Origin of the sequence: Kaistia algarum (genome assembly GCF_026343945.1) — a bacterium.
Lineage (GTDB): Bacteria > Pseudomonadota > Alphaproteobacteria > Rhizobiales > Kaistiaceae > Kaistia > Kaistia algarum.
In genome coordinates this window covers 382,414-399,677 of sequence record NZ_JAPKNJ010000002.1, presented here as the reverse complement: position 1 = coordinate 399,677, position 17,264 = coordinate 382,414, and the positions used below count along the sequence as shown (strand labels likewise).

General features: G+C 64.7%; 19 protein-coding genes and 4 tRNA genes. 16 read left to right on the top strand and 7 right to left on the bottom strand.

The window, feature by feature from the left end; all coding sequences use genetic code 11:
• Positions 1-292 precede the first annotated feature (292 nt).
• The 4 genes from OSH05_RS15180 to OSH05_RS15165 all read right to left on the bottom strand — a co-directional run bounded on the left by OSH05_RS15180 (position 293) and on the right by OSH05_RS15165 (position 2,915).
• Positions 293-368 (bottom strand) — tRNA-Lys (locus OSH05_RS15180).
• A gap of 142 nt (positions 369-510) precedes the next feature.
• Entirely contained in the window at positions 511-1,536 is a 1,026-nt protein-coding gene (locus tag OSH05_RS15175; RefSeq protein WP_407660396.1) for an amino acid ABC transporter substrate-binding protein, read from the bottom strand.
• Positions 1,537-1,615: 79 nt separating this feature from the next.
• On the bottom strand, positions 1,616-2,254 hold the full coding sequence (locus OSH05_RS15170) for a L,D-transpeptidase (protein WP_104218924.1): 639 nt from the start codon (positions 2,252-2,254) through the stop codon (positions 1,616-1,618).
• A gap of 67 nt (positions 2,255-2,321) precedes the next feature.
• Positions 2,322-2,915 carry a hypothetical protein gene (locus OSH05_RS15165; protein WP_207778743.1) on the bottom strand — a complete coding sequence of 198 codons (594 nt, stop codon included), beginning with the start codon at positions 2,913-2,915 and terminating at the stop codon, positions 2,322-2,324.
• A 142-nt stretch (positions 2,916-3,057) separates the two neighbouring features.
• Here OSH05_RS15165 and OSH05_RS15160 point away from each other — a divergent pair, with 142 nt between their 5' ends.
• Entirely contained in the window at positions 3,058-3,639 is a 582-nt protein-coding gene (locus OSH05_RS15160) for a methylated-DNA--[protein]-cysteine S-methyltransferase (RefSeq protein ID WP_104218923.1), read from the top strand.
• Between the two features lie 206 nt (positions 3,640-3,845).
• Positions 3,846-4,694 (top strand): hypothetical protein, encoded by an 849-nt coding sequence (locus OSH05_RS15155; RefSeq protein ID WP_266352534.1) that lies wholly within the window; start codon positions 3,846-3,848, stop codon positions 4,692-4,694.
• Between the two features lie 88 nt (positions 4,695-4,782).
• Here OSH05_RS15155 and OSH05_RS15150 read toward each other — a convergent pair.
• Positions 4,783-4,857, bottom strand: a tRNA-Glu gene (locus tag OSH05_RS15150).
• 91 nt (positions 4,858-4,948) lie between these two features.
• Positions 4,949-5,368 carry a VOC family protein gene (locus OSH05_RS15145; RefSeq protein ID WP_104218921.1) on the bottom strand — a complete coding sequence of 140 codons (420 nt, stop codon included), beginning with the start codon at positions 5,366-5,368 and terminating at the stop codon, positions 4,949-4,951.
• A gap of 299 nt (positions 5,369-5,667) precedes the next feature.
• Here OSH05_RS15145 and OSH05_RS15140 point away from each other — a divergent pair, with 299 nt between their 5' ends.
• The 11 genes from OSH05_RS15140 (at position 5,668) to OSH05_RS15090 (ending at position 13,610) form a co-directional block, all read left to right on the top strand.
• Positions 5,668-6,252 carry a cold-shock protein gene (locus tag OSH05_RS15140; protein ID WP_104218920.1) on the top strand — a complete coding sequence of 195 codons (585 nt, stop codon included), beginning with the start codon at positions 5,668-5,670 and terminating at the stop codon, positions 6,250-6,252.
• 2 nt (positions 6,253-6,254) lie between these two features.
• Positions 6,255-6,728, top strand: a complete 474-nt coding sequence (locus OSH05_RS15135; protein ID WP_104218919.1) for a DUF192 domain-containing protein — start codon at positions 6,255-6,257, stop codon at positions 6,726-6,728.
• Between the two features lie 80 nt (positions 6,729-6,808).
• Positions 6,809-6,885, top strand: a tRNA-Pro gene (locus OSH05_RS15130).
• Between the two features lie 37 nt (positions 6,886-6,922).
• The gene (locus OSH05_RS15125) at positions 6,923-7,228 is read left to right on the top strand and encodes an ETC complex I subunit (RefSeq protein WP_104218918.1); all 306 of its coding nucleotides are present in this window, start codon (positions 6,923-6,925) and stop codon (positions 7,226-7,228) included.
• Positions 7,229-7,314: 86 nt separating this feature from the next.
• Positions 7,315-7,391, top strand: a tRNA-Arg gene (locus OSH05_RS15120).
• A gap of 214 nt (positions 7,392-7,605) precedes the next feature.
• Positions 7,606-7,884, top strand: a complete 279-nt coding sequence (locus OSH05_RS15115) for a hypothetical protein (RefSeq protein ID WP_133163101.1) — start codon at positions 7,606-7,608, stop codon at positions 7,882-7,884.
• Between the two features lie 187 nt (positions 7,885-8,071).
• The gene (locus tag OSH05_RS15110) at positions 8,072-8,986 is read left to right on the top strand and encodes a phytanoyl-CoA dioxygenase family protein (RefSeq protein ID WP_407660410.1); all 915 of its coding nucleotides are present in this window, start codon (positions 8,072-8,074) and stop codon (positions 8,984-8,986) included.
• A 74-nt stretch (positions 8,987-9,060) separates the two neighbouring features.
• Positions 9,061-9,897 carry a 3-deoxy-8-phosphooctulonate synthase gene (gene kdsA, locus OSH05_RS15105; protein ID WP_104218915.1) on the top strand — a complete coding sequence of 279 codons (837 nt, stop codon included), beginning with the start codon at positions 9,061-9,063 and terminating at the stop codon, positions 9,895-9,897.
• 84 nt (positions 9,898-9,981) lie between these two features.
• Positions 9,982-11,238 carry a hypothetical protein gene (locus OSH05_RS15100; RefSeq protein WP_133163100.1) on the top strand — a complete coding sequence of 419 codons (1,257 nt, stop codon included), beginning with the start codon at positions 9,982-9,984 and terminating at the stop codon, positions 11,236-11,238.
• 169 nt (positions 11,239-11,407) lie between these two features.
• Complete coding sequence (gene eno, locus OSH05_RS15095) at positions 11,408-12,685, top strand: phosphopyruvate hydratase (protein ID WP_104218913.1); 1,278 nt, start codon at positions 11,408-11,410, stop codon at positions 12,683-12,685.
• 319 nt (positions 12,686-13,004) lie between these two features.
• The gene (locus OSH05_RS15090) at positions 13,005-13,610 is read left to right on the top strand and encodes a helix-turn-helix domain-containing protein (protein ID WP_165801568.1); all 606 of its coding nucleotides are present in this window, start codon (positions 13,005-13,007) and stop codon (positions 13,608-13,610) included.
• 17 nt (positions 13,611-13,627) lie between these two features.
• On the opposite strand, the gene OSH05_RS15085 is transcribed toward OSH05_RS15090, so the two are convergent.
• Complete coding sequence (locus OSH05_RS15085; protein ID WP_104219279.1) at positions 13,628-14,908, bottom strand: DNA polymerase IV; 1,281 nt, start codon at positions 14,906-14,908, stop codon at positions 13,628-13,630.
• 162 nt (positions 14,909-15,070) lie between these two features.
• Between OSH05_RS15085 and gatC the strand changes: the two genes are divergently transcribed.
• From gatC to OSH05_RS15070, 3 genes are read left to right on the top strand one after another with little or no spacing between them, the layout of a single operon-like run.
• Entirely contained in the window at positions 15,071-15,358 is a 288-nt protein-coding gene (gene gatC, locus OSH05_RS15080; protein WP_104218911.1) for an Asp-tRNA(Asn)/Glu-tRNA(Gln) amidotransferase subunit GatC, read from the top strand.
• A 31-nt stretch (positions 15,359-15,389) separates the two neighbouring features.
• The gene (gatA, locus tag OSH05_RS15075; RefSeq protein ID WP_104218910.1) at positions 15,390-16,874 is read left to right on the top strand and encodes an Asp-tRNA(Asn)/Glu-tRNA(Gln) amidotransferase subunit GatA; all 1,485 of its coding nucleotides are present in this window, start codon (positions 15,390-15,392) and stop codon (positions 16,872-16,874) included.
• A gap of 5 nt (positions 16,875-16,879) precedes the next feature.
• A complete protein-coding gene (locus OSH05_RS15070; RefSeq protein WP_104219278.1) occupies positions 16,880-17,188 on the top strand; it encodes a chorismate mutase in 309 nt (102 codons plus the stop codon).
• Positions 17,189-17,264 lie beyond the last annotated feature (76 nt).

Genomic DNA, 17,264 nt, shown 5'->3' with positions numbered 1-17,264 from the left:
GCGACTGTGGCATATCTGTTGGGGCGCCGCACAATTCGAGGAAGTCCTTGCGCCGGGCGCCGGCTGATTCCGATCAACCAACGATGCTCATGGCCTGCGAGGGGGAGAGGCCGAGATCATCAGACGGACGACGGCGTAGGCGCGGCGCCCGATCACGACGGAGGCGGGGATCCGGCGGCGCAAACGCGCGGTGCGCACCGCGTCACCGCGCAAGCGCCTTGGCGCCCGCCGTAGGGTGGTCGCTCATTTCAGGAAGGTTCACGGGGTACAACAGCCAAGCTGTTGATTTGTTTGGTGAGCCCGATGGGATTCGAACCCATGACCCCATGATTAAAAGTCACGTGCTCTACCGGCTGAGCTACGGGCTCTAAGAGGCATTTTCCGGATGAATCCGGCCGGGCCTCGAATTGGCGCGGAACCTAGTCGGTGAGGGAGGGAGCGTCAAGGCCAACTGGCCCGGCCATTGCGATATGGCCAGACCCTTGGGAAAACTCGCGCGTCCCTCTCCGATCAGCGAATCGGCGGGGCGTATTGGATGCCGCCGCGGCTCCAGAGCTGGTTGAGGCCGCGCGGGATGCCGAGCTTCGATTCGACGCCGAGATTGCGTTCGTAGATCTCGGCGTAATTGCCGACCTTGGCGACGACATTGATCGCCCAGTCATTGGCGAGCCCGAGCTTCGCGCCGAAGTCGCCATCCGTGCCGGCGAGTCGCATGACCTCCGGCTTCTTCGAAGCCTTGGCTGCATCGATCGTATCGGAGGCGACGCCAAGCTCCTCGGCGTTCAGCAGCGCGAAATGCACCCACTGGACGATCAGCCGCCATTGCGGGTCGTCCTGGCGCACGGCCGGGCCGAGCGGCTCCTTCGAGATGACGTCGGGCAGGATGAGGCTCTCGCCCGCGTCGGGCAGTCCGGCGCGCTCGGCGTAGAGCTGCGACACGTCGGAGGTGACGACGTCGCATTTGCCGGCCTTGTAGTTCTCGACCGATTCATCTGATGTTGCCGACGTGACCTCGGTGAACTTCATGTTGTTGGTCGTGAAGAAGTCGATGAAATTCGGCTCCGTCGTCGTCCCGGTCTGCACGCAGACGGTCGAGCCGTCGAGTTCGAGGGCGGAGTTCTTGCCGCTGGAGCGACGAACCAGGAAGCCCTGGCCGTCATAATAGGTCACGGCGGCGAAGTTGACGCCGAGATCCGCCTCGCGGCCGAGCGTCCAGGTCGAGTTGCGCGAAAGCAGATCGATCTTGCCGGCCTTCAGCGCATCGAAGCGGTCATTGGCCGATAGCGGCACATAGGTGACCTTCTCCGGATCGCCGAGCACGGCGGTCGCGACCGCGCGGCAGAAATCGACATCGAAGCCGCTCCATTTGCCGGCATCGTCCGGACTGGCAAAACCGAGCAGGCCCTGATTGACGCCGCAGTTCAGCGTGCCACGCTGCTTCACCGCGTCGAGCGTGGCGGCGCCGGCGCTGGCGGCGGCAAACGCCAGGGAGAGGCCAACGCCCCGCGCCAGCATCGTGTTCAGCCGAAATGACATGGTCGTTTCTCCCCCGGATTGCGGCTTGTCCTTGTCGCCGGCCGCGGAAGCCGCCGGCGATCGTCGCTCTGGTCGCTGGTCAGAGCTTGGCGCGCTGCTGCACGACGACCTTGGTTCCGACGGGAACGCGCTCGAAAAGGTCCATCACATCGGCATTGACCATGCGGAAGCAGCCCGACGAGACGGCATGGCCGATCGTCTGCGGCTGGTTGGTGCCGTGGATGCGATAGACCGTATCGCCAAGATAGAGCGCGCGCGCGCCGAGCGGATTGCCCTCGCCGCCGGCCATAAAGCGCGGCAGATAGGGCTGGCGCTGGATCATCTCTGGCGGCGGGCGCCAGTCCGGCCATTCCTGCTTGCGCGATATCTTCAGCAGGCCTGCCCATTGGAAGCCGTCGCGGCCGACGCCGACGCCGTAGCGGATCGCGCGGTTGTCCGGCATCACGTAATAGAGGAAGCGCTCATCGGTATTGATGATGATCGTGCCGGGCTTCTCATTGGTGCGATAGAAGACGGGCTGGGGGCGGAACTCCGGCGGCAGGAGCGAGTCCTGCGCGGTCGGGACGAGGCCGGGTTGATCGGCGATGGCGAGCGGCGCCCGCGCATTCGTCGGCTGGGGCGCCGCGATCGCCGAGGCGCAAAGCAGGGCCGCGAAGACACCCGTCCACGCGGTCGTCTTCAGCAATCTGTGCAGGGGCTTCTTGGGTACAGACAGCATCGTCACCTCGCTGTTTGAATGCCTCGTGCCGCGACCGATACGACCGGCGGCACGCGGAATATCTTCCCTATTGGGCGGGAGCTGGCGCTGGCGCGGCCGCCGGAGCGGGCGTCGGTTTCGCGGCAGCGGTGCGTGCAGGCTTTGCCGCGCCGTCGGGGCATTTCACGAATACCATGGTGCCGTAGCGGGCAGCGACGGTCGGGTCGACCCAACCCGCGACCAGAACGCCGTTCTCGAACGACATGACCTGACGATCCTTGATGCCGCCGGGTGGCTGGTTCGACGGGCCGATATAGACGCGGCCCCCGGCCGTGCGCACGAATACCTCGGTCGGAGCGGACTGATCGGCGAGATACATCATCACGCCGCCGTTCGGCCCCTTGGTGATCACGTAGGGATTGTTGCAGAACCGGCGCGCCTCGTCGGTGGTACGCACGAGGTCCTTCTCTTCGCGGAACGAACCGAGGCCCCATTTGCCAACGAGTTCATCGGAGGCGATCGGCGGCAGCGCGGGCGTCGCCGGCACGAGTGCCGGGCCCGTCATCGATTCCGACGTGCAGCCCGAAAGGCAAAGGGCAGAAAGCAGCGCACCCGCTGCCATCATCGGAACTTTCGGCTTCGCCGCGGCGAATCCCCGCAGCGTCGATGCTTGCGTTCCCATCCGTTTCCTCCCTCGGACGTCCGTCTCGGCTCGCCGCGCGGACGATGTTCGGACGGCATGATGAAGAGACGCGCCCATAAACGCAACGGGGTGCCGAGCGGGCAGGGCGCGCGGCGGCTCCGCGCATGCTAGAACGGCGATCATGGACCCAACGTTTCTGTCGCTCTTCTCGACCCCGGTAGGAACCTGCGGTGTCGCCTGTGGCGGGCGGGTGATTCGTGCCGTGCAACTGCCCGAGGCCAGCGACGAGGCGACCTTGTCCCGGCTTCAGGCCCGGTTCGGGGACGGCATCCTGTCCGCACCGCAGGGCGCCGCCATAGCCGCGATCCAGGAAATTCGTGCCCTGCTGTTCGGCGAACGCCGCGCGCTCGCCGAGATCGAGATCGATGAATCGCGCCTCTCGGACTTTGAAATCCGCGTGCTGCGCGCAACCCGCCTCGTCCTGCCCGGAACGACCTCGACCTATGGCCGGATCGCCACTGCGATCGGTGCGCCGGGCGAGGCGAGGGCGGTCGGACAGGCGCTGGGGCGGAACCCGTTTCCCATCATCGTGCCGTGCCACCGCGTTTTGGGGGCGGGCGGCAAGGTCGGCGGCTTTTCCGGCGCGGGCGGGATCGGAACGAAGCTCCGGATGCTCACGATCGAGCGGGCTGGCATTGGCGACGGACCGAGCCTGTTCGAAATTGGCGACTGGCCGCTCCAATCCTCGCCTGGCCGAGGCTGAACGAATCAGTGCCGATCGAGCGTCGCGCCGCCGGATATCCCTCACCGGCCGAGAGCGACGCGCGGCATCCGGCCTCCCGGCGCGCAATCTTCAATGATATCCGCGAGAGCGCCCTGTTGGCGGCGCGCCGCGTCCGGTATGGCAGGGATGGCCCTGGAAGGCCGGTGCGAGGTCTTGGGAAAGGGCATGCGATGTCGTCTACGCGAGTGCAGTCGCTGTGGAGCCGCAGCCTCGGCAGGGTATCGGCGGGGACCGCGTTTCTGATCTGCGCCCTGTGGATCTCCATCTGCGCCGCGGCGCCGGAGTTCATCTGGCGTGGCCTGGAGATTTTCCTGAGCCATCCGAGCTGGGCCAATCTCCTATCGGTGCTGCTGATCGCGCTGATCCTGGTCTTCTTCATCGAGCCGATCATGGAGCGAATCCGAGACCGGCTCGGCCCGCGAGGACAGCCCGCGACTGCTGGCGCGAATTCCCGCGGCGTCCTGTTCTCGGTCGGCGTGAGCCTCGCCTTCGCCCTGACGTCGGTCTCCTTGCACGAAGCCATGCTGGCCTTTGTCTCCGATCAAGGCGTCAGCAGTGCCGGGACCGTGACTGGTCTGAATGCAGGGATCCGATTGACCGCCGCCTGGGCAATTGTGCCGTTCTGCGTGGCGCTCGCCTGGCAGGGCGCGCGCCACCGATGGTTCGTCATGCCCACGGGTCTCATCGGGGCTGCGTCTCCCTTCATCGCCGGATTGCTGTTTGACTGGGATATCAAGACGATTGTTGCGACGGCGATCCCGTGCCTGCTGATTCAGTTTCTCGGCTATCGACGGTTGACGGGTTTCCCCGACGACGGCGCGTTCGCGCGCTGTGCGCCGGTCGTGGCGGGCGTCGCAGCCGCCTGGTTGTTGGCCGCGCTGATCTTCGACGCGGTCGCGACCGCACTGCACGCCGACTGGCCCAGACTCTATAGCCTGCACGACCTGCTGGTCGATGCGAGGTTCTATCTCGGCTGGGCCCTGGGGCTGGTGCTGGCGCCGTTCCCGTCGGACCGGAAGCAGGGAGCCGCCTGACGCGGCAACGCCCGATGATCGCCGGCATCGGCCAACGCTGCCGACGCAGCGAAGGCCGGAAGCGGTGTTCTTCAACTTTGTGCGGAAGTGGTGCGCCCTAGGGGAGTCGAACCCCTCTCTCCACCGTGAAAGGGTGGCGTCCTAACCGATAGACGAAGGGCGCAGCGGCGCGGTTTATAGATGCGTTCGCGGGCGGGCACAAGGCCGTCCGCCCACAGTTTGCGCCGGTGTGGAAAACCTTCGCGCGAAGGCCCTTACCACTTGCCGGTATTGGGCATGGAAGCCCACGGCTCCTTCGGCGGCAACGCATCGCCGGCCTGGATCAGCTCGATCGAAATGTTGTCGGGCGAGCGAATGAAGGCCATGTGGCCGTCGCGCGGTGGGCGGTTGATCGTAACGCCTGCCTGCATCAGCTTTTCGCAGAGGGCGTAGATGTCATCGACGCGATAGGCGAGATGGCCGAAATTGCGGCCCTCGCCATACACTTCCGGATCCCAATTATAGGTCAGTTCCACCTGCGCGCTCTCATCGCCCGGAGCGGCGAGGAAGATCAGCGTGAAGCGGCCCTTCTCGTTCTCGATTCGGCGGACTTCCTTCAGGCCGAACTTGTTGCAATAGAAATCGAGCGACTGCTCGACGTCCGTCACGCGAACCATGGTGTGGAGATATTTCATGGGAGGGCGTCCTTCGCTTGGCGTTGGCAGGGTGAATTTCGCGGGACCGGGAAGATAGGCCTGCATGACGACCGCGCCAAGCGCTGGCAGCTCGGATCGGACCGTCGTAGGATCGCGTTAACAGGAATGAACGAAGCGTTAGCGGAAATCCTCAGTTGTGTCGTCTGTGTCACTGGTCACGGATGGCTTGGGTGCTATTGTCGAATCAGGAATCGGTTGCGAACCCACCGTTCGGTGGGATGGGGCTCGCGATTTGTCATGAGGTAAGGCCAAGGTTTGGCCTGTCTGGGGGCCAGCATATGGGGTCCAAGAATAGCGTCGGCTCGTCTTCGTCCACGTCGGAAAACGAGGATGGAAGCGGGCTTGACCTGATCGAGGTCATCGGCGCGATCAAGTGGTTCGATGCATCCAAGGGTTATGGATTCATCGTTCCGGACGACGGCACGCCGGATGTCCTGCTGCATGTGACGTGCCTGCGCAGGGACGGCTTTCAAACCGCCTATGAGGGCGCTCGCATTGTCTGCGAGGCGTCGCATGGCGCGCGTGGGTTGCAGGCGTTCCGTATCCTCTCGATGGATGAATCGACCGCCGTTCACCCGGCTCAGGTCGGACCGCCGCGCACGCACAGCGTGGTGACGCCGACTAGCGGGCTCGAGCGCTGCGTCGTCAAATGGTTCAACCGCGTCAAGGGCTATGGCTTCGTGTCGCGCGGCGAGGGGACGGAGGACATCTTCGTCCATATGGAGACGCTGCGCCGCTATGGCATGATGGAGCTTCGTCCGGGACAGACTGTGCTGGTGCGCTTCGGGCCGGGCGACAAGGGGCTCATGGCCGCCGAGATCCGTCCGGACGGCGCGGCCGGCGGCCCGCCCGCTTCGCATTGACCATGTCATCCAATCGGGTCGCGCTGGCATGGCTGCCGCGGCTCTTTGCCCTGTTCCTGGCTCTGGCCGGCATGGGCGCGCTGCTGGCGCCGGCAGGCGCGAAAGCTCCCGATTCGCTCATCATTCGCACCACGTCCGGCGATCACCGTTTCACGCTGGAATGGGCGACGACCGAGGCGGAGCGCGAGCACGGCCTGATGGGCCGCAAGCAGTTGGCGGTCGACCACGGCATGATCTTCGATTTCGGCGACGATCAGGATGTCGCCTTCTGGATGAAGAACACGCCATTGTCGCTCGACATGGTCTTCATCGCCGCCGACGGGACGGTAAAGCGCGTCGAGAAGCGAGCGAAACCCTATTCGCTTTCCATCATCCCCAGCGGCGCGCCGGTGCGCTACGTGCTGGAAGTCGTCGGCGGAACCGCCAGTCGCCTCGGCATCGCGGCAGGCGACAAAGTCGTGATCCCGGCGCGATAGGCACATACTTATCGCCAATGGCGACAATCGGCGCCTTGATAGGGGCGGGGGTTGCGTGTAATTCAGCCGTGTCGTCGAGGCGGGGCATAGCGCAGTCTGGTAGCGCATCTGGTTTGGGACCAGAGGGTCGCAAGTTCGAATCTTGCTGCCCCGACCAACGACACGAGGACCACGGAGCGGAGATCGACACGAGCATGGTCGCACGCATCTTCAAGCCGGCGCGCAATGCGATGCAGTCTGGCAAAGCCAAGGCAGAGCGTTGGCAGCTGACCTATGAGCCCGAAAGCCCGATCACGATCGAGCCGCTGATGGGCTACAGCTCGTCCTCCGACATGAACCGGCAGATCAAGCTCTCCTTCGAGACGAAGGAAGAGGCGATCGACTATGCGCAGAAGAACGGCATCCCCTACCAGCTGTTCGAACCGCATCTCGATACCCGCCGGAAGATCTCCTATTCGGACAATTTCAAGTTCGGCCGCGCCCAGTCCTGGACTCATTGAGGGTTCGGCGCTCCGCGGCGTTCGGCGCGGAACAGGCGTGATTTTTCCGTCGTCCTTTGCTAGAGCGAAGGCTGCGACGGCCCTTAGGCCCCGTAGCTCAACCGGATAGAGCACCCGCCTTCTAAGCGGGCGGTTGCGTGTTCGAGTCACGCCGGGGTCGCCAAATCGTCACACGGAGTCTGTCGGCGAAAAGCCGATTACGGGACGGTCGGGCCCGATGATGGTCCCGCATTATTGCAGTTGATCATCGCTTGATTGACGGTTGGCTCGATCGAGCCATGTGCTGTGCCACCGCCTACGCGACATCGTAGCGCTCGTTCGCTTCAAGCGATCAGTGAGAAGCAGTTGGAGCGCTGGCCATATGGGAATGCGTGATCGTGCAGTTCAGCTGGTTGGACCGAGCAATCCAGATAACCTGGGCCATCAACCTCGTGGCGTTCGTGGTGGTTGCAGCATTGATTGGCGGAGATGCGTTAAACGGCCATGAGAGCGCCGGGCGTTACTACCTGTCCAATCACGGAACGCTGACCGAGGTGACTTACGGGGTTTTTGTCTACAGCAAAGTTCATGCGATCGGTACGTCTGCTTTGCAATTCCTTGTGCCGTTCACGCTGATCCGGGCTTGGTATCGCGGCCGCCATTCTGGTTCAGTCTGACGCTCCGGCCATCTGCTCGCAGCGGGGATGAGTTCAAGGCTCGGCTCAAGATAGCCAGTCGCCTCCCGACGGTCCTTGCTCTGCTTCGTAGGCTTCAGCCATCGGCTTATTCCTTGGCCGCCGGCCCAGTTTGCCGGTAATTCTATGGCGGAAGAGGATAGACGCCATGCATCAAACGTCGTGGACGATGCGATCGAGTTCACGGGAATCATCCTGGCCGCCGCTTCGCGCGGGTGGCCAGCCGCTTGACCGATCACCCACGCGAATGGGTCATCTCGTCCCCAGCGATCCGGCCGATGGCCTCGCCCTTCTCTCCGAACGCCTCCAGCGCGACGGCTATCTGTGGCTCAAGGGCCTGCTACCACGCGACGATGTTCTGGCCATTCGCGCCTATGTATTCGCGGCCTTTGCCGACACCGGTTTGCTGGCGCCCGGCTCCGATCCGGCGATCGGCATCGCGGGCAGCGCGGAGAATGCTGATCTGTCGCGGCGGCGGCTGATGGAAATGGTGCGTTCGGCGGCGTTCGAGGCCTTCTGCCTGTCGCCGGGGCTCTGGCGCTTCATGGACGGCCTGCTCGGCGGGCTTTCCTATCTGCACAAGCGCAAGCTGCTGCGCATGACCAAGCCCGGACAGGCTTTCTCGACCCCAGCCCATTACGACCTCGTCTATCTGCGCGGCGGCACGGACCGCATCGTCACAGCCTGGATCCCCATCGGCGACACGCCCGCCATCATGGGCGGTCTCTGCTATCTGGAGGGCTCGCACGCGGAAGGGCGACGGCTGGAGGCGAAATTCGCGGCCGACAATGCCGACATGGACGCCGCAATGCGGATCAGCGCTTATAATCGCAACATGGGCGAGGGCGGCTGGATTTCGAAGGACCTGCCTGCCATGGCGGAGCGCTTCGATGCGCGCTGGCTGATCGCGGATTACGAGGTCGGCGATGTCGTGCTGCACAGCCCCTATATGATCCATGCCGCCACCGCGAATGACGATCCGGACGGCCGCATCCGCCTCTCCTGCGACATTCGTTATCAGAATGTCCGCGACGAGATCGACGCGCGCTGGTCGAACCATTGGAGCCTCGACGACATGCTCTGACGGCTGCCGAGGCTGTCGCGTCGCATCGCTTCCCGGTGTAAGGGTTCGCCCAGCCCTTCATCAGGAAGCAGTCCATGACGTTCGCCCCCAATGCCCATGTCGAGATCGGCAGCGCCGTTTTCGGTAACGATCTGCCGCTGACGCTGATCGCCGGCCCATGCCAGCTCGAAAGCCGCCAGCACGCCTTCGACTTGGCCGGGCGGCTGAAGGAGATAACGTCGAAGCTCGGGATGGGCTTCGTCTACAAGACGTCCTTCGACAAGGCGAACCGAACCTCGATCGAGGGCCGGCGCGGTGCCGGTCTCGAGGCGGCGCTGCCGATCTTCGCCGACATCAAGGCCGAGTTTGGCGTGCCGGTGCTGACCGACGTGCATGAGCGCGAGCAATGCGCGATCCTCGCCGAATTCGTCGATATACTGCAGATCCCGGCCTTCCTTTCGCGGCAGACCGATCTCCTCGTTGCCGCCGCCGAGACCGGCCGCGTCGTGAACGTCAAGAAGGGGCAGTTCCTGGCGCCCTGGGACATGAAGAATGTGCTCGCCAAGGTCACGGGCAGCGGCAATCCCAATGTGCTGCTCACCGAGCGCGGCGTCAGCTTCGGCTACAACACGCTCGTCTCCGACATGCGCTCGCTGCCGATCATGGCAGCCATGGGCGCGCCCGTGATCTTCGATGCCACGCATTCGGTGCAGCAGCCGGGCGGGCAGGGCAGCTCTTCGGGCGGCCAGCGGGAATTCGTCGCCGTGCTGGCGCGCGCCGCCATCGCTGTCGGCGTTGCCGGCGTGTTCATAGAAACCCACCAGGACCCGGACAACGCCCCCTCCGACGGCCCCAACATGATCAAGATCGACGACATGCCGGCGCTGCTGGAGCGACTGATGGCATTCGACCGGCTCGCGAAGGCCGGGTGATACCCTTCTGACCCGGCGATCTACCTTGCCCTCCCGCAGGACGACCCGTTAGCCTCCGGGCGACCATTCGGACGGGGGCGATCGATGGATCCAGATAAGATGTACGAACTGCTGTCCGGCGCCGTGTCTCGCCTGCCGGATAGCAGCGAGGTGACGCGACGTCAGCTCTATGCAAAGGCCCTGACGTCGATCGAGAATAATTGCCGCCGTGCCGATGGCAGCCTCGACGAAGCCATGTTCCAGACGATGAAGCGCAGCGCCGAGATCGCGGCCGCGCGTATCGAGAAACAGTTCGCCGTGAAGAACGCGGCGACAACGCCGAACTCCGGTCCAAGATCCGCCTCCGCCGTGGAGCCGCCCCGTCGGTTCGCCCCGCCCGACGATGCGCCTCAATCCGCCGGTGAATATCTCTGGCTGAAAGCGCTCGGTATTTGCGGCGCCATCGGCACCATTATCGACTTCCTGAAGCCGCTCGCGTCGCTGCAATCAGCGGCTTTCTTCATCGGCGTGCTCCTCGCCACGCTGTGCCATTTCGCCATGCGGCTGCCGGGCGCGACCGGCCGACGCTGGCTGAAACTCGGCCGGGTGAGCGGCGGGCTCGTCGCGGCCTTGATGCTGGGTCTTTTCGGCATGGAAGCCGTGATGCCAGGGGATCAGCCGAACGGCCTGCTGGCGGACACGTTCCCGCCGATCGCGGCGCTGCAGACCCGCATGTTGAACGACATCCAGGCGGGGTTGGGACGCGTGGAGCAGACGACGACCGCCATCGATGCGACGACGCGCGAGACCAAGGCGTCGGCGGACCGGATCGAACAGCAGACCGCCTCTATCGCCGATGACGTCCGCAATCTGGCGGACGCCGCAGACCCGGTGGTGGCGGCGCGCAAGGCGATCGTCGCCGCCGGCTTCACGCCGGATCTCTCGGGCTATATCGCGGCCGTCTCCTCCGGCTCCATGGCCCAATATCAATTCGTCGATACGGGCCTTCCGATCTCGGTCGAGGATTTCGAGGCGGCGCTGCTGCGCTTTCGCTACGACACGCCGGAATTCAGCAATTTCATCGCTGGGCCGCTCGTCTATGACAGCCGCTTCCGGTCGGTCCGCACGGCGTTCAACGCTGTATCCTCCAACGCCCCGAAGGGCGTTCTCGACGTATCCGGAATTTTTCAGGCCGCTTGCGGCCAAGGCGGCGACAGCTTTCTAGACAAGCTCTACCGCTTCAATCTGGCCGACCAATGCAGCGACCGGAGCGCCTGGCTCGAACAGGCGAGCGGCCTGCTCAAAGCGATGGGCGGCAGTCTCTATCCGCGTGTCCCTACCCTGAGCCTCTCGAAAGGTTGAACGCAAGCCGGCCGCAGGTGACGCGCCTTCATGAAACCGTCGCCATTGCGCTCCAAGCCTGACGATCGAGGATTGGCGCGGCCGCGCGGGGACTTCCCCAATACACAGTGCCGGGATAGAAGCGGCCGACAGCCTTTCCTTCCGAGCCACCGCCCAAACGGGGATTCCCATGACCGCGATCATCGACATTACCGCCCGCCAGATTCTCGACAGCCGCGGCAACCCGACCGTCGAGGTCGATGTGCTGCTTGAGGACGGCTCGCTTGGCCGCGCCGCCGTTCCGTCGGGCGCCTCGACGGGTGCGCATGAGGCGGTGGAACTGCGCGACGGCGACAAGTCGGTCTATCAAGGCAAGGGCGTCCTCAAGGCGGTAGAAGCCGTCAACACCGAGATCTTCGATGCCATCGGCGGCATGGAAGCCGAGGAGCAGAGCCTCATCGACACGACGATGATCGAGCTCGACGGCACGCCGAACAAGTCGCGCCTCGGCGCCAATGCGATCCTCGGCGTATCGCTTGCCCTCGCCAAGGCCGCTGCCGAAGCTTCGGGCCAACCGCTCTACCGCTATGTCGGCGGCGTCAATGCCAAGGTGCTGCCGGTGCCGATGATGAACATCATCAATGGCGGCGTGCATGCCGACAATCCGATCGACTTCCAGGAATTCATGATCCTGCCCGTCGGCGCGCCGACGTTGGCTGAAGCCGTGCGCTGGGGCTCCGAAGTCTTCCACACGCTGAAGAAGGCGCTGAAGGACGCGGGCCACAACACCAATGTCGGCGACGAGGGCGGCTTTGCGCCGAACCTGCCGTCCGCCGTCGCGGCGCTCGATTTCGTCGCGAAGTCGATCGAGAAGGCCGGCTACAAGCTCGGCGAGGACATCTATCTCGGCCTCGATTGCGCCGCGACCGAGTTCTTCAAGGACGGCAAGTATAATTATGAGGGCGAGGGCGTCGTACGCACCATCGACGAGCAGATCGACTATCTTGCCGATCTCGCCTCGAAATTCCCGATCATCTCGATCGAGGACGGCATGAGCGAGGACGACTGGGCCGGCTGGAAGGGCCTGACGGACAAGATCGGCGACAAGGTCCAGCTCGTGGGCGATGATCTCTTCGTCACCAACACCACCCGCCTCTCGCGCGGCATCAAGTCGGGCACGGCGAATTCGATCCTGGTCAAAGTCAACCAGATCGGCTCGCTGACCGAGACGCTTGATGCCGTCGCCATGGCCCACAAGGCGGCCTACACCGCCGTCATGTCGCACCGCTCGGGCGAGACCGAGGATTCGACCATCGCCGATCTCGCCGTCGCCACAAATTGCGGACAGATCAAGACCGGCTCGCTCGCCCGCTCGGACCGGACCGCGAAGTACAACCAGCTGATCCGCATCGAGGAGCAACTGGGCATCCAGGGCCAGTATGCCGGGCGCAGCATCCTGAGGGGCTGATTCGGATCGCCAAGCGCCTTCGGCCGGTGCGGCATCCGCCCTGGCCGAAGGCGGATTGATAAGGCAACCGGGACATCAGGCACAGTTTCGGGATGCTGTGCAAAGCCGCTCGGTGCAAAAGTCGATCGCCCCGCGCTTTTGTTAGCCCCGCGTGAAAATTCCGGTTGTCCCGCGCGAGGATATCGCGCCAAACTCGTTCAAAATCACGGGAAACTCGTTCGGAACCGCCGAGGCGGCCAGCCGTTCGATTGTTTCAGATGACCGACGGCCCCGCATGGGCTCCTTGGCGGCTGGTTCCCGAATTGCGATCGAGGGCAGGATGAACGGGTCGGCGTTGAAGATCGGAGCGAAGATCCGAGAGGCGCGGCGCCACCGTCGTCTGACGCTACAGCGCGTCTCGTCGAAGTCCGGACTTTCGATTGGCTTTCTGAGCCAGGTCGAACGGGACATCACCCGTCCGTCGCTGAGTTCGCTGGTGACGATCGCGCGCTCGCTCGACCTGCCCGTCAGCGCCTTCCTGCATAGCCCCGACCTGCCGACCGCGGTCTCCCGGGCCGACGGCCGCCATGCCTATCCGATGCGCCACGGCGGCCCCTCGGTCGAGCAGCTCTCGACGACGTTTCCGGGCCAGCTGCTGAACGCGACCAAGCTCCATGTGCCGGCTCGCCACCGCAGCAATATTCTTTCCTTCGAGGGTGAGCAGGTCGTCTATGTCCTGACCGGGACTGTCCGCTACAAGCTGGACGACACCATCTACGAACTTCAGGCCGGCGACGCCTTTCATTTTTCGACCAGACAGCCCTATGAGATCGTCAATCCGACCGATGATCATGCCGAATTGTTGGCTATCGGCACGGAGCCGCTCTCCGGCAATGGGGCCGCGGATCACAATGGCGTGGCGCACTCTCGCATAAATGGCGGCTGATCCGCCGTATCGGCGCATCATTCATGCGGGCGGAAGGTGATCCCGTGGCCGACTGCGTCGCCACCGAACCGGCCACGCAGCTTGTCGATCGCCGCCTCGGCCGCCGCGCGGCGCGCCGCGGCCGGGTCGACGAGATCATCGGGATCGGCGAGGGCCGGATCGGCGAAGTTCGAGAGCGAGACACCGATCAGCCGATAGGTCGAACCATCCAGCTCGCCTTCCAGCAATTCCTCGGCGACCCGAAAGATGCGATCGGCAAGCCGGGTCGGATCGGCGAGCTGCCGGCTCCGCGTGCGAATGCGGAAATCCGTGGTCTTCATCTTGAGCGTCACCGTCCAGGCGGCGAGATCGGCGCGTTTCAGACGGAGCGAGGCCTTTTCGCAAAGTTTGCGCAGGATGGGGCGCAACTCGTCGCGACTGGCATAGTCGCGATCGAAGGTCGTCTCCGCGCCGATCGACTTCGCCTCGTGACGAGGATCGACGGCCCGTCGGTCATCGGCCTTGGCGAGCCGCGCAAGGCGCAGGCCCATCGAGCCGTAGCGTCGCGCGAGGTCGGCCTCGTCCATCGTCTGGAGCTGGCCGACCGAGCGGATGCCGTCCTCGGCGAGCCGACGCTCCATCGCCTTGCCGACACCCCAGATCTTCGAGACCGGCAGCGACGCCAGGAAGGGCAGGGCGTCGGCGCGGCCAATCACCGAAAAGCCGCGCGGCTTGTCGAGGTCCGAGGCGATCTTGGCGAGGAATTTGTTGAACGAAAGTCCGACCGACAGCGTGACGCCGATCTCACGCTCGACCCGCTGCGCGAAACGGGCCAGCGTCAGCGCGGGCGAGGCGCGGTGCAGCCGCTCCGTGCCCGAGAGATCCATGAACGCCTCGTCGATGGAGAGCGGCTCGACCAGCGGCGTCAGGTCCAGCATCATGGCGCGGATCTGGCGTCCGACGGCGACGTATTTTTCCATGTTCGGCCTGATGATGGTCGCCTCGGGGCAGAGTTCGAGCGCCTTGAACATCGGCATGGCGGAACGTACGCCCTTGATGCGGGCTATGTAGCAGGCGGTTGAAACCACGCCGCGCCGCCCGCCGCCGATGATCAGCGGCTTGTCGACGAGGCTGGGATCGTCGCGCTTCTCGATCGATGCGTAGAAGGCATCGCAGTCGACATGGGCAATGGCGAGATCCGAGAGTTCGCCATGGGCGACGATGCGCGGGCTGCCGCAATTCGCACAGCGCATGCGGCCGGCGGCCGGCGCGAAGCAGTCACGGCATAAGGCGGCGGACGAGGGCAGGGCAGGTGTCATGGCCGTCCGTTCCGGCAGCTTCATCCGAGCATCCGGGCGAATCGTAATGCGCGCGGAGAGCCATCGCAAATATCCGCCCTTGGTTGCGGCGCGGCGAGGGCGGATGATATAGCGAGCCCATTCATTTGCGCGTCGTCGCGCCACGATCGAAGGACCCCCGCCATGAGCGTCGATATCGCCACCGTCAAGCGCGTCGCGCATCTGGCGCGGATCGCCATCACGGAGGAGGAGGCGGCCGCGTTCCAGGGCGAACTGAATACGATCCTCGGCTTCGTCGAACAACTTGGCGAGATCGACGTCACCGGCGTCGAACCGATGACTTCGGTCGTCGAGCAGACGATGAAGATGCGGGACGATGTCGTCACCGATGGATTTTATGCCGGCAAGGTCGTCGCCAATGCGCCGTCGACGGATGACGACTTCTTCGTCGTGCCGAAAGTGGTCGAGTGACCGGCAGTTCCCCTTTTCATACGAGACCGACATGACCCGCTCTACGGAACTGACCCGCTTCACCATCGCCGAAATCCGCGACGGGCTCGCTGCCCGCTCGTTCTCGGCCACCGAACTGACCACGGCCTATATCGGCGCAATGGAGGCGGCGCGCGCGCTCAACGCCTATGTCGTCGAGACGCCGGAAAAGGCGCTCGCCATGGCGGCCGCCTCGGACGAGCACATTGCGCGCGGCGAGCAGCGTCCTCTGGAAGGCGTGCCGCTTGGCATCAAGGATCTGTTCGCGACCGAGGGCGTGCACACCCAGGCCGCCTCGCACATCCTGGACGGCTTCAAGCCGCCCTATGAATCGAGCGTCACGTCCAATCTGTGGCGCGACGGCGCGGTGATGCTCGGCAAGCTCAACATGGACGAGTTCGCCATGGGCTCGTCGAACGAGACCTCCTACTACGGCCCGGTCGTCAATCCGTGGCGCAAGGAAGGTTCCAATCTTCCCCTGGTGCCCGGCGGCTCGTCAGGCGGCTCGGCGTCGGCCGTCGCGGCCCATATCTGCGCCGGCGCCACGGCGACCGACACGGGCGGCTCGATCCGCCAGCCGGCTGCCTTCACCGGCACGGTCGGCATCAAGCCGACCTATGGCCGCTGCTCGCGCTGGGGCATCGTCGCCTTCGCCTCGTCACTCGACCAGGCAGGACCGATTGCCCGCGACGTCCGCGACGCGGCGATCCTCCTGAAATCCATGGCTTCCGTCGACGCGAAGGACACGACCTCGGTCGACCTGCCGGTCGGCGATTATGAAGGCGCAGTCGGCCGTCCTGTGAAGGGCTTGAAGATCGGCATTCCGAAGGAATACCGCATCGATGGCATGCCGGCCGAGATCGAAGCGCTGTGGCAGCAGGGCATTGATTGGCTGAAGGACGCCGGCGCGGAGATCGTCGACATCACACTGCCGCACACGAAATACGCGCTGCCGGCTTACTACATCGTCGCACCCGCCGAGGCCTCGTCCAACCTCGCGCGCTATGACGGCGTGCGCTATGGCCTGCGGGCGCCGGGGGACGACATCGTCTCGCTCTATGAGAACAGCCGCGCCGCCGGTTTCGGTCACGAGGTCAAGCGGCGCATCCTGATCGGCACCTATGTGCTTTCGGCCGGCTACTATGATGCCTATTACGTCCGCGCCCAGAAGGTCCGCAGCCTGATCAAGCGCGATTTCGACCTCGCCTTCGAGGCTGGCGTCGATGCGATCCTGACGCCGGCAACGCCATCCTCGGCCTTTGGCCTGGAGGCGATGGCCATGGCCTCGCCGGTCGAGATGTATCTGAACGACGTCTTCACGGTGACGGTGAACATGGCCGGCCTGCCGGGCATCGCCGTTCCCGCAGGCCGCGACCCCTCCGGCCTGCCCCTCGGGCTGCAGCTCATCGGCCGTCCCTTTGGCGAGGAGACCTTGTTCTCCCTCGGCGAAGTGATCGAAAAGGCCGCCGGCCGCTTCGAACCCAAGCGCTGGTGGTGACGCGCATGGTCCGCCGCCCCGAGGATTGCCATTCGAAGGCCGAAATCCGCACGGAGATCGACCGGCTGGACCGCGAACTGGTGGAGAGGCTCGCCGAGCGCTTCGCCTATGTACAGCGCATGGCAGAACTGAAGACCGATCCGGACGAAGCGCTGGTGCCGGCGCGGGTCGACGAAGTGCTCGACCGGGTCGCGGCGACGGCCAGTGCAGCGGGATTTGACCCAGGACTGGCCCGGGAGCTCTGGGCCCACCTGATCGACTGGAACATCGCCTTCGAGCGCGAAGCAATCGCTAGGCGGCTGGGCGCCGCCTAGCGCCACGCGGCCGCGACGGTGGCGAATGTCGCATCGCGGCGCGGCGTTGCGGACAAATGCCCCGCTGGACAATTTG